The organism is Rhizobium sp. CNPSo 3670 (assembly GCF_057784555.1).
The window spans coordinates 143,575-156,590 of the sequence record NZ_JBXSOL010000011.1 but is presented as its reverse complement, the minus strand read 5'-3'; the positions used below and the strand labels follow the sequence as shown (position 1 = coordinate 156,590).

Below are 13,016 nucleotides of genomic sequence, written 5' to 3'. Positions count from 1 at the left end.
TTTGGCCGCATGCGCCCCGCCATTCTCGATCCGCTGTTTTCTCCCGTTTCGGGCCTTCCGGGCGTCGGCCCGAAGATCGCCGAACTGCTGGTCAAGCTGCTCGGACGCGAGACGCCGGAGGATTGCCGGGTCATCGACCTTTTGTTTCACGCACCCTTCTCGCTGATCGACCGGCGCAATCAGCCGGGGATCGCCCGGGCGCCGCAGGGCGCGATCGTCACCATCACCGCACGTGTCGATCGGCATCAGGTGCCGCCGCGCGGCAAAAGCAATGTCCCCTATCGGGTCTTCCTGCACGACGAGACCGGCGAGCTGACGCTGGTCTTCTTCCGCGGCCAGGCGGCATGGCTGGAAAAGCAGCTGCCCATCGATGCGGAGGTGACGGTCAGCGGTAAGATCGACTGGTTCAACGGCCGCGCCTCGATGGTGCATCCCGACTATATCGTCAAAGCGGAGGAGGCCGAAAGCCTGCCGCTCGTCGAGCCGATCTATCCGCTGACGGCGGGGCTTTCGCCGAAAACGCTGCGCAAGATTATCGACGCCGCCCTGCCGCGCTTTACGGAGATGCCGGAATGGATCGACCTGACGCTGACGCAGAAGCAGGGTCTGCCGTCGATCCGTGACAGCTTTCATATGCTGCACGAGCCGCGCGATCCCGCAGATGTCGATCCACAGGCCCCTGCCCGAAGGCGGCTTGCCTATGACGAATTTCTTGCCGGCCAACTGTCGCTCAGCTTGGTGCGCCAGAGGCTGCGCAAAGTGGCGGGCCAGCCGGTGCATGCCACCGGTGCGGTCAGCAGTAAGATCGTGAAGGCGCTGCCCTTCTCGCTCACGTCAAGCCAGAACGATGCGATCGCCGAGATCCTGAAGGACATGGCCGGTCAGGAGCGGATGCTGCGGCTGCTGCAGGGCGATGTCGGCTCCGGCAAGACGCTGGTGGCGCTGATGGCGATGGCGGCGGTGATCGAGGCCGGCGGCCAGGCCGTGCTGATGGCGCCGACTGAAATTCTGGCGCGGCAGCACCACGCGACCATCTCGAAATTCGCCGCCTCCGCCGGCCTCGGCATCGAAGTGCTGACCGGGCGCACCAAAGGGCGCGAACGCGAAGACATCCTGGAACGCATCGGCTCCGGCGCAGCGCAGATCATCATCGGCACGCATGCGCTATTTCAGGAGAGCGTCAGTTACGCAAACCTGATGCTTGCCGTCGTCGACGAGCAGCACCGTTTCGGCGTTCACCAGCGCCTGCGGCTGACGGCGAAGGGCATCTCGCCGCATATGCTTGTCATGACCGCGACGCCCATCCCTCGCACGCTCGTGCTGGCTGCCTTCGGCGACATGGACGTTTCCAAACTCACCGAGAAGCCGGCCGGCCGCAAACCGATCCAGACAATCACCGTGCCGATGGAACGAACAGGCGAAATCGTCGGACGGCTGCGGGTGGCGATCGCTGAAGGCAAGAAGGCCTACTGGATCTGCCCGCTGGTCGAGGAGTCCGAAGAACTAGACCTGATGTCGGCGGAGGAGCGGCATGCGACGCTCGTCTCCGCGCTCGGTCCCGATATCGGCCTCATCCACGGTCGTATGAGCGGCGCGGAGAAGGATGCGGCGATGATGGCCTTCAAGAACGGCGAGACCCGCCTTCTCGTCGCCACCACCGTCGTCGAGGTCGGCGTCGACGTGCCGGATGCGACGATCATGGTGATCGAACATGCCGAACGCTTCGGCCTGGCGCAACTGCATCAGCTGCGCGGCCGCGTCGGGCGCGGCGATGAGGCTTCGACCTGCATCCTGCTCTATAAGGGGCCGCTCGGCGAAACCGGCCATTCCCGGCTTTCGATCATGCGGGAGACGGAGGACGGTTTTCGCATCGCCGAAGAGGATCTGAAGCTGCGCGGCGAAGGCGAATTGCTCGGCACAAGGCAATCCGGCACGCCGGGTTTTCGCATTGCCAGCCTCGAGGCGCATGCCGATCTGCTTGAGATTGCTCGTAAGGATGCGGCCTACCTCATTGAGCGCGATCCGGAACTGACCAGCGAAAGAGGACAGGCGATCCGCACCCTGCTCTATCTCTTCCGCCGAGATGAGGCGATCCGGTTTCTGAGAGCAGGATGAAGCGCGCCACTACGCGCCATGCATGGCGTTATCGCAAAACCGCTAAACACTTTTGGGCGACATGCATCAATCAGCCTTGGAAACCGCCACCGGCTTCGGCCGCGGCAAATGCTTCGGCTTCGGCTCGGACTGAGGGATTTCAGGAGCCACGAGCCCGCCTGAGATCAGGAATTTAGCCGCATCTTCCGGCGACATGTCGAGCAGCACGATCTTCTCGCGCGGCACGAAGACGAGGAAACCAGCGGTCGGCACCGGAGTCGGCGGCAGGAAGACCGCGACCATATCCTGGCCCATGGCGTTGAACTTCGAAGCGATCTCGCCCTTGGCATCGGTGGCCACGAAAACCAGCGCCCAGAGGCCGGGACTGGGATATTCGATGAGGCCGACTTTCTTAAAGGAGTTAGACTGCTCCTTCAGCACCGTTTCGAAAATCTGCTTCACGCTTCTATAGATCGTGCGCACCAGCGGCATGCGCTGGACGACCGATTCGCCGAAACCCACGATGCTCTGGCCGATCAGGTTCTTGCCGAGAAAACCAACAACGGTGATCAGCACGACGGCCGTCAGCAGGCCGAAACCGGGAATGGCGAAATTGAGATAGCTTTCCGGATTCCAGCGCGCCGGAATATAGGGCCTGACCCAGCTGTCCGACCAGTGGATGAAGGTCCAGGTCAGCCAGATGGTAATCGCGATCGGCGCGCAGATGATCAGGCCTGCGAGAAAATTATTCCTCAGCCGGGTCGCGACCGGCATTCTGGGGGTGTTGTCGGTCATCTCTCCTGATGAGCTCCATCTCAGTCGTGGACAGGCCGGAACGCCGGCCTTTCCCCCTTGTCCGCACACCAAAATTGCCAGAATTCGAGGGTGCGCACAATATGTTTCGCAGCGAAGACAGCGGCCTTGCAGGCTTATTCCACTGTTACTGATTTCGCCAGGTTGCGCGGCTGATCGACGTCGGTGCCCATGAAAACGGCAGTGTGATAGGCGAGCAGCTGGATCGGCAGCGAAAAGATCATCGGCGCGATGATTTCGTCGACGACAGGCAGGGTAATCGTTGCCATGGTCGGCAGTTTCGAGGCCGCCGCACCCGCGTCATCGGTGATGAAAATGATGCGGCCGCCGCGGGCTGCGACCTCCTGCATGTTCGAAACGGTCTTTTCGAAGAAGCGGTCGTAAGGGGCAATGACGATGACCGGCATGTTCTCGTCGATCAGCGCGATCGGCCCGTGCTTCAACTCACCGGCGGCATAGCCTTCGGCGTGGATATAGGAAATTTCCTTGAGCTTCAGCGCGCCTTCCATGGCGAGCGGGAAGCTGGTGCCGCGGCCGAGATAGAGCACGTCCCTGCATTTCGACAGTTCACGCGACAGGCTTTCCATCTGCGGCTGGATCAGGTTCAGCACCCGGCTCATGATCCGCGGCATTTCGGCGAGATGGCGCACCAGCCCCCTCTCCTCCTCAGCACTCACCGTGCCGCGCGCCTTGCCGGCGCCGATCGCCAGTGACGCCAGCACGGCGAGCTGGCAGGTGAAGGCCTTGGTTGAGGCGACGCCGATTTCGGGACCGGCCATGATCGGGAAGACGGCGTCGGATTCGCGGGCGATCGTCGATTCGCGCACATTGACGACAGCGCCGATCTTCAAGCCGTTGTCGCGGCAATAACGCAGCGATGCCAGCGTATCGGCGGTCTCGCCCGACTGGGAGATGAAGAGTGCGGCCTGCGATGGCGAGAGCGGCATTTCGCGGTAGCGGAATTCGGAGGCGACGTCGATCTCAACAGGCAGGCGGGCATAACGCTCGAACCAGTATTTGCCGACAAGGCCTGCGAGATAGGCGGTGCCGCAGGCCGAAATCGCAAGGCTGCTTGCCGCCTTGAAATCGATCGCGGCGGCATTGGCGCCGATCGTGTTCTCGGCGAAATCCACATAGTGGCTGAGCGCGTGGGAGATCACCTCCGGCTGCTCGTAGATTTCCTTTTCCATGAAATGGCGGTGATTGCCCTTGTCGACGACATAGGCGGTCGCCTGCGAGATCTGGCGGGCTCGTTTGACCGGCTTTCCGGCAAAATCGAGCACGGCGACGCCGTCGCGCGTGATGAGGGCGCAATCGCCGTCGGCCAGATAGGTGATCTCGTTGGTGAAGGGCGAAAGCGCAATCGCATCCGACCCCAGGAACATCTCGCCACGGCCGTAGCCGACGGCAAGCGGCGGGCCTGAGCGGGCGGCCATGATCGTGCCGGGATCGGCCTTGAGCATGACGGCCAGCGCATAGGCGCCGGTCACCCGGTTCAGCATCTTCAACATGGCGGCGCGCGGCTCGAGCCCCTCGCGCAGATATTTCGCCATCAGCTGGGCAACGACTTCGGTATCGGTCTGAGTGTCGAAGACCGCGCCCGCTTCGGTCAGTTCATCGCGAAGCTCTGAGAAATTTTCGATGATGCCGTTATGAACGACGGCCACGCCTTCAACGAAATGCGGATGGGCATTGGTCTCGTTGGGCACGCCGTGGGTTGCCCAGCGCGTATGGGCAATACCGACCGCACCAGGCAACGGTTCGGCGTCGAGGCGCTTTTCCAGATTGAAGAGCTTGCCCTCGGCGCGGCGGCGATCCATCACGCCCTCGTGGATAGTAGCGACACCGGCAGAATCATAACCGCGATATTCCAGGCGCTTCAGCGCATCGACCAGGCGCCCGGCGACAGGCTGAGTTCCGACGATCCCCACAATTCCGCACATGCAATATCCCCATAAGGCTTCAATATTGAGGCCAGTCCTAAAGATTTCCGCTTATTTCTCAATCGGCTCCGCGGTCACTTTGAATTTCCGCCGGTTACGCAAAGCGGGCTTAAACCTTGGCCTTCTTCGCCGCCTTTATGGCGAGCGCACGCTCGCGCAACAGCGTCGCGCGGCCGGGCTTGATCTCCTGGCGGGCGCGTCCGAGCGCCAGCGCATCGGCCGGCACGTTGGCGGTGATGACGCTGCCGGAGGCGATATAGGCGCCGTCACCGATCGTCACCGGCGCGACCAGCGAGGAATTGGATCCGATGAAGGCGTTTTGCCCAATCACCGTTTCGCTCTTGTTGACCCCGTCATAATTGCAGGTGATCGTGCCCGCACCGATGTTGCTGCCGGCACCGACCACGGCATCGCCGATATAAGTCAGATGGTTGACCTTGGCACCCTCGCCGATCCGGCCGTTCTTGACCTCGCAGAAATTGCCGACCTTCGAACCGTTGGCGAGATCGGCACCCGGCCGCAGCCGCGCAAAGGGGCCGACGGTCGCGCCTTCGCTGACATGGGCGCCCTCGATATGCGAGAAGGAGTGGATGATGGCGCCGCTGTCGATTACGGCTCCGGGTCCGAAGACCACGTTCGGCTCAATCAGCGCGTCTTGGGCGATGATGGTGTCGTAGGAGAGGAACACCGTTTCCGGCGCGATCATCGTCACGCCTGCGAGCATCATCTCGCGGCGGCGACGCTCCTGCCAAAAGCGTTCGATGACGGCGAGTTCGGCGCGGTTGTTGCAGCCGGTCATCTCGATTTCGGGGGCGTCGACGGCGGTGACGCGGCCACCGAGCGAACGGGCGATCTCGACGAGATCGGTCAGATAGAATTCGCCCTTGGCATTGGCATTACCGATGCGCGAGAGAAGATCGAGCGCCTTGCGGCCGTTGATCGCCATCAATCCGCTGTTGCACCAGGTCACAGCCCGCTCGGCGTCGGTCGCGTCCTTCTCCTCGCGGATGGCGATGAGTTCGCCGTCCTTGACGAGCAGGCGGCCATAGCCGGTCGGCCGGTCGGTATGAAAACCGATGACGACGATGTCGCTGCCGTCGGCGAGTCCCTGGCGGGCGGCCTTGAGCGGCCCGTCGGTCTGGAGCGGCACGTCGCCATAGGTAACGAGGATGTCGTCATAGCCTCTGGCGATGGCCTCGCGCGCCGCCAGCACCGCATGGCCAGTGCCGAGGCGTTCCTTCTGCAGACAGGCTTGGATGCCGACACCGTCTATGCTTGCGGCCTTTGCCACCTCCTCGGCATTGCGGCCGACGACGAGGGCGACGGAGGAAATGCCGGCGGAGGCGACCGCCTCCACCACATGGGCGATCATCGGACGGCCGGCGACCGGATGCAGCACTTTCGATTTCGAAGATTTCATCCGCGTGCTGTCACCGGCGGCAAGGATGACGGCAAGACAAGTACGTTCCATGATCTGCTCCGCGAATCCGCGTGATGAGGCGGCTTTTCTGCCTCATACTGCATAATTCCCGAAATCGGAAATCCATTTCAGGGTTAAATTGCGGGTGAAATCGGCCCCAGGACAACAGGAGAGCCGTGGGCCGCGAAGGCCTCGTGCACGTGATCGCGGCCATCCACGATCACGACCTCCATCGCACGCCGAGCCGCGGCACTGTCGCCCGAAACGATGGCATCGACGATGCGCATGTGGGTATCGGCGATATTGGCGAACCCGTTTTCGGAGGGCGGCGTGCTGATGCGGAACATGCCGACCAGGGCCGCTTCGATGAGGCTGCCGAGGGTGCGCATGAAAGGATTGTGCGAGGCTTCGGCTATCGCCAGGTGAAAGCGCAGGTCGGCGAGCGCCAGGCTGTCGGCCGTATGCCCGCTGGCCGCCATTTCCTGCGCCAGTTCGCGAAGCATCTCGATTTCCTCGGTGCTGGCGCGCTCGGCGACGAGACCTGCGGCGAAGGGTTCGACGGCAAGGCGGATATCGTAAAGATGCAGCAGGAATTCTTCCGTCACGCCATTATCGAAGTGCCAGGCGATGATTTCGCTGTCGAACATGTTCCAGAGGGTTTTCTCGGTCACGCGCGTGCCAACCCGCGCCTTGGCGACAACCATGCCCTTGGCTGCGAGCGTCTTCATCGTTTCACGCAAGACGGTGCGCGACACCTTGAAGCGTTGAGCCAGTTCGGTATCGCCGGGCAGGATCGAGCCGACCGGATAGGTGCCGGCGACGATTGCCTTACCGAGCTCGTCGACCACCTGTGCATGGCTCGTCCGGGTTCGGCGCCCTGTCTTGCGTGCCTCGATGAATTTGTTGCGCAAAGGACCCGCCCCCCTCAGGCATACCTCTTGTTCAGGCTGGAAAGGAACAGGATCGCCTTCTGCATCAGAATAAATGCAAATAGCAGCAGGCCAATCAGAATCTTCGTCCACCAGCTCGACAGCGTGCCGTCGAAGGTGATGTAGGTCTGAATGAGTCCCTGGATCAGAATCCCGATCAAGGTTCCCGCCACGAAGCCCGCTCCTCCGGTCAGCAGCGTCCCCCCAATGACCACCGCAGCGATGGCGTCAAGTTCGACGCCGACTGCCGCAAGAGAATATCCTGCAGAGGTGTACAGCGAAAAAACGATTCCGGATAGACCAGCGAGAAAACCCGACAGTGCGTAGATCTGGATCGTCGTGCGGCCGACCGGCACGCCCATCAACCGCGCCGTCTGCGGCCCGCCGCCGAGTGCATAGACGTTGGTACCGAAGCGGGTGCGGTGGGCGATGAAGATGCCGGCGGCAAAGACCAGAAGCATGACAGCGCCGATCAGCGTCAGCCGTCCACCGCCGGGCAGCCGCCAATAGAGGCTCGTCAGCGTGGAATAATAGTCGTGGTTGATCGGAATACTGTCGATCGACAGCACGAAGGCGATACCGCGCGCCAGGAACATGCCGGCAAGCGTGACGATGAAGGCCGGCATTTCGAGATAGTGGATGATGGCGCCCATGATGGCGCCGAAGGCGGTGGTGATGACGAGGACCAGCGCAAAGGCAAGCAGCGGATGGATCGAGGTGTTCTGCAGGATCACCGCGAGGAACACGCCGGTGAAGGCGATGACCGAACCGATCGACAGATCGATGCCGCCGGAGATGATGACGAAGGTCATGCCGACGGCGGCAATGCCGAGGAAGGCATTGTCGGTCAGAAGATTGCCGATGACGCGCGTCGACAGCATGTTCGGATATTGCAGCGTGCAGCCGGCATAAGCGAGCACGAAGATGACGATGGTCGCAAGCAGCGGCAGATATTTGGAGTTCATTTCGGCTACTCCCTTCCGCCCTGCCGGCGGCTGGCGAAGATGGCGAGCGATTGCACCGCCGGAGACTGAATGACGAGGATTACAATGATAATGACCGCCTTGATGATCAGGTTGAACTCCGGCGGAAATCCGGAGGACAGGATGCCGGTGTTGACCGCCTGGATGATCATTGCGCCGATCAGCGAGCCGACAATGCTGAATCTCCCGCCGAGCAGCGAGTTGCCGCCGACGACGACAGCGAGGATGGCATCAAGCTCCAGCCACAGACCTGCATTGTTGGCGTCGGCGCCCTTGATGTCGGCCGCGACGATGATACCCGCGATCGAGGCGCAAAGCCCGCTCAGCATATAGACCGCCATCAGCAACACCGGTGTTTGAATGCCGGAAAGCGTGCTGGCGCGGCGGTTGATGCCGACAGCCTCGAGCAGCATGCCGAGCGCCGTGCGGCGAACGAGCAGGATGACGAGAAGACCGACGAGCAGCCAGATGACAACGGGCATCGGCAGGAGCGCCATGGAGCCGCTGCCGAAGAAGATCAGGCCGTCATCGTTGAACGTCAGGATCGCGCCCTCGGTGATGAGCTGGGCAATGCCGCGGCCGGCAACCATCAGCACCAGCGTGGCAATGATCGGCTGGATGTTGAGGATCGCCACCAGAAAACCGTTCCAGACGCCGCAGGCAAGCCCGATCGCCAATGTCAGCAAAATCGTGTAGGTCACTGAATTTCCGGACACAATCGACGAAGCTGCAACGGCGCCGCAGATGGCGATGACCGCGCCGACCGACAGGTCGATGCCCTTGGTAGCAATCACCAGCGTCATGCCAATCGCCAACAAGGCCACCGGCGCGCCGCGATTGAGCACGTCGATCAGGCTGCCATAGAGGCGTCCATTTTGAACAACGACATTAAAAAACTGCGGCGACGTTATGAAATTCAACAGAAGAATGACTACGAGTGCGATCAGTTGTGGCGCCAGGCGATAGGCCAGCCCATTGCGAGAGGATTTCATGCATCCTCCTTCTTGTGCTCGGCGGCGGCGATGGCATCGACGATACCGGCTGCGGTGATGCGCTCGCCCGTCAATTCGGCGATATGCTGCCTGTCGCGAAGTACGATGACACGTGAACTATAGGCGACAAGCTCTTCAAGTTCCGAGGAAATTACAATCAATGACATGCCTTCGGCGCAGAGCTGTTCGATGAGCCGGATGATCTCCGCATGGGCGCCGACATCGATGCCGCGGGTTGGCTCGTCAAGGATGAGAAACTTGGGATTGGTTGCCAGCCAGCGGGCGAGGATCGCCTTCTGCTGATTGCCGCCGGAGAGCAGCCGGATCGGTTTTTCACGGTCGGTGGTGCGGATATCGAGCGCTTTGATATAGCGGTCGGCGAGCGCGTTCTGCTCGGCGCGCGACAGCGGCCGGGTCCAGCCGCGGCGAGCCTGCAGCGCCAGTGCGATATTTTCCCTGATCGAAAGGTCGCCGACGATCCCATCGGTCTTGCGGTCCTCCGGGCAGAAGCCGAAACCTTTTTCGATTGCGGCGCGCGGACTGGAAAGGGTGACGGGCCGGCCGTCGATCGTCGCACTGCCGCTATCGGCATGTTCGACGCCGAAGAGCAGCTCGGCGGTTTCGGTGCGCCCGGAACCAAGCAGCCCTGCCACGCCGACCACCTCGCCGGCGCGCACATCGAGATCGAAGGGCTTGACCTTGCCGCGTTTGCCGTAGCCGGAAAAGCGGTACCGGACCTCGCCCGCCGCGATGCTGCGTTCCCCGACCGCCTCTTCCGCCTGGGCAAGCTCGCGGCCGAGCATCATGGCGATCAGACCCTGGCGCGGCAACTCGGCGGCGTCACGGGTGCCGACGAGCTTGCCGTTGCGCAGCACGGTGATGCGATCGCTGATCGCATAGACCTGCTCGAGGAAATGGGTGATGAAGACAATGCCGAGGCCACGCTTCTTCAGGCCCTCAATGATGCGAAAGAGCAGCGCCACTTCCTGGTTGTCCAGGCTTGCCGTCGGCTCGTCCAATATCAGCACCTTGCCGGAGAGATCGACGGCACGGGCGATGGCGACGACCTGCTGGACGGCGACGGAGAAACGGGCGAGTTCGGCGGTGACGTCAATATCGATGCCGTAACCGGCGAGCAGTTCGCGCGCCTTGCGGTTCATCGCACGCACGTCGGTCATGCCGAAACGCCTCGGCTGGCGTCCGAGAAAGAGGTTTTCAGCGACGCTTAGATTGGCGAGGAGGTTGACCTCCTGATAAACGGTCCCGATACCGAGTTTCTGGGCAGCGAGCGTGTTGGCCGGATTGATTTCCTGGCCGTCGAGCATCAGGCTGCCGCCGTCGCGATGATAGGCGCCGGTGATGCACTTGATCAGCGTCGATTTTCCGGCACCGTTCTCGCCGAGAAGCGCATGAACCTCCCCGCGGCGCAGCGTGAAATCAACCTTATCAAGGGCGACGGCGCCGGGAAAAAACTTGGATATGGCCGAGGCTGCGAGAATATTCTCGTTATTGTGAACCATGAGGGCTGCTGTTTCCTGATATTGCGCCGTGCGCCCGCGCCAAGACCGGGCTGCCGCCCGATCCGGCACCGGCAGTTCCGCACCGGCCCATTGTGGGCCAGTGCGGTTGCAGGTTCAATCAGTAGCCCTGACCCTTCTTCTCTTCGTAGACCTTCATCGGATTGTCGGCCGGCGTGTAGAGCTTGGACTCGGTCTGGATCCACTTCGGCGGAGCCTTCTTGTCCTTCAGATAGGCTTCGAGCGCGTCGAAGGCAGGACCAGCCATGTTCGGCGTCAGCTCGACGGTGGCGTTGGACTCGCCTTCCGACATCGCCTTGAAAATATCCGGCACGGCGTCGATAGAGACGACAAGGATATCCTTGCCGGGCTTCAGGCCGGCTTCCTTGATCGCCTGGATGGCGCCGACGGCCATGTCGTCGTTGTGGGCATAGAGCGCGCAGATGTCCTTGCCGCCATTTTCGGCCTTCAGGAAGCTTTCCATGACTTCCTTGCCCTTGGTGCGGGTGAAGTCACCGGTCTGGCTGCGAACGATCTTGAGGTTGTCGTGGCCGGCAAGGGCTTCTTCGAAGCCCTTCTTGCGGGCGATCGCCGGCGAGGAACCGGTGGTGCCCTGCAGTTCGACGACATTGCACTTCTTGTCGCCGACGGTCTTCACCAGGAAGTCGCCTGCGACCTTGCCTTCATGAACGAGGTCCGAGGTCACGGCCGTCAGGTACAGATCGTCCGGAGCCTTGATGGTGCGGTCGAGAAGGATGACCGGGATCTTGGCTTCCTTGGCTTCCTTCAGAACGTCGTCCCAGCCGGTTTCAACAACCGGAGCGATCAGAATGGCATCAACGCCCTGAGCAATGAACGAGCGCAATGCCTTGATCTGATTTTCCTGCTTCTGCTGCGCGTCGGCAAACTTCAGATCGATGCCGCGCTTCTTGGCCTGTTCTTTGGTGACAGTGGTTTCAGCCGCACGCCAGCCCGATTCCGAGCCGATCTGCGAGAAGCCGACCGTCAAGCCGCCAGCCGAAGCCGAACCGAACATGCAAGCAGCCAGAACCGTGGCACTCAAAAGTGCAGTCTTCAATTTCATGATATCCTCCCAATGCCGCTCCTTCGCGGCGCAGGGTCAAAAAATCATATAGTATTACTTTTGGCAATCACTTTTTTTAGCGTTACAGCAGAAAAAAGGGCGCCCGCCAGGACGCCCTTGGAAGTTGTAGAAAGCCGGGGGAATTATTGCGCCGGCAGCTTGTCGTCCACGCCTTCGACATAGAAGTTCATGCCGAGCAACGTGCCGTCATCGGCCTTCTCGCCAGCCTTCAGCCATGGCGTGCCATCCTGCTTGTTGATCGGGCCGGTGAAGGGATGCAACTCGCCCGATTTGATCTTGGCTTCGGTTTCCTCGGCCATTTTCTTCACATCGTCAGGCATGTTGGTGTAGGGCGCCATCTTCAAAATGCCGTCCTTCAGGCCGTCCCAGCTCTGTTCCGACTTCCAGGTGCCGTCGAGGAGCGCGTGAACGCGTTTGGAGTAGTAAGCGCCCCAGGTGTCGACGATCGCCGTCAGTTGCGCCTTCGGGCCGGCTGCGATCATGTCTGACGCCTGGCCGAAGGCGTGGATGCCGCGTTCTTCGGCAACCTGCATCGGCGCTGTCGTATCGGTGTGCTGCGTCAAGACGTCGACTCCCTGGTCGACCATCGCCTTGGCCGCATCGGCTTCCTTGCCGGGGTCGAACCAGGTGTTGACCCAGATGACCTTCAGCTTGAAGCTCGGATCAATCGACCTAGCGCCCTGCTCGAAGGAGTTGATGCCCATCACCACTTCGGGAATCGGGAACGAAGCGATGTAGGCGGCGCCATGATTCTTCGAAGTCTTGGCGGCGATCTGGCCGAGGATGTAGCGGCCTTCATAGAATCGCGAGTTGTAGGTCGCGAGATTCGGGCCAGTCTTGTAGCCGGTGCCATGCTCGAACTTGACCTTCGGGAATTTGGCGGCGACCTTAACCGTCGCATCCATGAAGCCGAAGGACGTGGTGAAGATCAGCTTGCAGCCGGAACGGGCCAGACGTTCGATGGCGCGCTCGGCGTCCGGACCTTCCGGCACGTTTTCGAGATAAGGCGTTTCGATCTTGTCGCCGAATTCGGCCTGGACCTGCTGGCGGCCGAGATCGTGGGCCTGCGAATAGCCGCCATCGGTGTGCGAACCGACATAGACGAAGCAGACCTTCGTCTTCTCCGCGGCCTGAGCGGCGGAGGAAATGCCGATCAGGGCGGCGGCCGAGGCGGCGAGTGCAAATGCGAACTTCTTCATGGTTACCCCTGTTGGTTTGAA

At 61.5% G+C, this 13,016-nt stretch carries 10 protein-coding genes; 1 reads left to right on the top strand and 9 read right to left on the bottom strand.

Going from position 1 to position 13,016, the window contains the following annotated elements; all coding sequences use genetic code 11:
• The first annotated feature begins 9 nt into the window (after positions 1 to 9).
• Positions 10 to 2,115 (top strand): ATP-dependent DNA helicase RecG, encoded by a 2,106-nt coding sequence (recG, locus tag AC13QO_RS14095; protein WP_488540915.1) that lies wholly within the window; start codon positions 10 to 12, stop codon positions 2,113 to 2,115.
• Between the two features lie 66 nt (positions 2,116 to 2,181).
• Here recG and AC13QO_RS14090 read toward each other — a convergent pair whose 3' ends face one another.
• The 9 genes from AC13QO_RS14090 to AC13QO_RS14050 all read right to left on the bottom strand — a co-directional run bounded on the left by AC13QO_RS14090 (position 2,182) and on the right by AC13QO_RS14050 (position 12,995).
• Positions 2,182 to 2,889 carry a DUF502 domain-containing protein gene (locus tag AC13QO_RS14090; protein ID WP_085778152.1) on the bottom strand — a complete coding sequence of 236 codons (708 nt, stop codon included), beginning with the start codon at positions 2,887 to 2,889 and terminating at the stop codon, positions 2,182 to 2,184.
• A 134-nt stretch (positions 2,890 to 3,023) separates the two neighbouring features.
• Positions 3,024 to 4,850 carry a glutamine--fructose-6-phosphate transaminase (isomerizing) gene (glmS, locus tag AC13QO_RS14085; RefSeq protein ID WP_488540914.1) on the bottom strand — a complete coding sequence of 609 codons (1,827 nt, stop codon included), beginning with the start codon at positions 4,848 to 4,850 and terminating at the stop codon, positions 3,024 to 3,026.
• 109 nt (positions 4,851 to 4,959) lie between these two features.
• Positions 4,960 to 6,321, bottom strand: a complete 1,362-nt coding sequence (gene glmU / locus AC13QO_RS14080) for a bifunctional UDP-N-acetylglucosamine diphosphorylase/glucosamine-1-phosphate N-acetyltransferase GlmU (protein WP_285195416.1) — start codon at positions 6,319 to 6,321, stop codon at positions 4,960 to 4,962.
• An 83-nt stretch (positions 6,322 to 6,404) separates the two neighbouring features.
• Positions 6,405 to 7,181 (bottom strand): FadR/GntR family transcriptional regulator, encoded by a 777-nt coding sequence (locus AC13QO_RS14075; RefSeq protein WP_285195417.1) that lies wholly within the window; start codon positions 7,179 to 7,181, stop codon positions 6,405 to 6,407.
• A 14-nt stretch (positions 7,182 to 7,195) separates the two neighbouring features.
• The gene (gene yjfF, locus AC13QO_RS14070; RefSeq protein WP_085778148.1) at positions 7,196 to 8,164 is read right to left on the bottom strand and encodes a galactofuranose ABC transporter, permease protein YjfF; all 969 of its coding nucleotides are present in this window, start codon (positions 8,162 to 8,164) and stop codon (positions 7,196 to 7,198) included.
• Positions 8,165 to 8,169: 5 nt separating this feature from the next.
• The gene (locus AC13QO_RS14065) at positions 8,170 to 9,174 is read right to left on the bottom strand and encodes an ABC transporter permease (RefSeq protein ID WP_085778147.1); all 1,005 of its coding nucleotides are present in this window, start codon (positions 9,172 to 9,174) and stop codon (positions 8,170 to 8,172) included.
• Positions 9,171 to 10,694, bottom strand: a complete 1,524-nt coding sequence (gene ytfR, locus AC13QO_RS14060) for a galactofuranose ABC transporter, ATP-binding protein YtfR (RefSeq protein WP_488540913.1) — start codon at positions 10,692 to 10,694, stop codon at positions 9,171 to 9,173. Before ytfR ends, AC13QO_RS14065 begins: the two co-directional genes overlap by 4 nt.
• A gap of 118 nt (positions 10,695 to 10,812) precedes the next feature.
• The gene (ytfQ, locus tag AC13QO_RS14055) at positions 10,813 to 11,775 is read right to left on the bottom strand and encodes a galactofuranose ABC transporter, galactofuranose-binding protein YtfQ (protein ID WP_085778145.1); all 963 of its coding nucleotides are present in this window, start codon (positions 11,773 to 11,775) and stop codon (positions 10,813 to 10,815) included.
• A gap of 143 nt (positions 11,776 to 11,918) precedes the next feature.
• Positions 11,919 to 12,995 (bottom strand): BMP family ABC transporter substrate-binding protein, encoded by a 1,077-nt coding sequence (locus AC13QO_RS14050; RefSeq protein WP_488540912.1) that lies wholly within the window; start codon positions 12,993 to 12,995, stop codon positions 11,919 to 11,921.
• Positions 12,996 to 13,016 lie beyond the last annotated feature (21 nt).

Bases quoted from the DNA above. Each gene is read 5' to 3' on its own strand.
- recG (WP_488540915.1), top strand. From the start codon at position 10: ATGCGCCCCGCCATTCTCGATCCGCTGTTTTCTCCCGTTTCGGGCCTT.
- AC13QO_RS14090 (WP_085778152.1), bottom strand. From the start codon at position 2,889: ATGACCGACAACACCCCCAGAATGCCGGTCGCGACCCGGCTGAGGAAT.
- glmS (WP_488540914.1), bottom strand. From the start codon at position 4,850: ATGTGCGGAATTGTGGGGATCGTCGGAACTCAGCCTGTCGCCGGGCGC.
- glmU (WP_285195416.1), bottom strand. From the start codon at position 6,321: ATGGAACGTACTTGTCTTGCCGTCATCCTTGCCGCCGGTGACAGCACG.
- yjfF (WP_085778148.1), bottom strand. From the start codon at position 8,164: ATGAACTCCAAATATCTGCCGCTGCTTGCGACCATCGTCATCTTCGTG.
- AC13QO_RS14065 (WP_085778147.1), bottom strand. From the start codon at position 9,174: ATGAAATCCTCTCGCAATGGGCTGGCCTATCGCCTGGCGCCACAACTG.
- ytfR (WP_488540913.1), bottom strand. From the start codon at position 10,694: ATGGTTCACAATAACGAGAATATTCTCGCAGCCTCGGCCATATCCAAG.
- ytfQ (WP_085778145.1), bottom strand. From the start codon at position 11,775: ATGAAATTGAAGACTGCACTTTTGAGTGCCACGGTTCTGGCTGCTTGC.
- AC13QO_RS14050 (WP_488540912.1), bottom strand. From the start codon at position 12,995: ATGAAGAAGTTCGCATTTGCACTCGCCGCCTCGGCCGCCGCCCTGATC.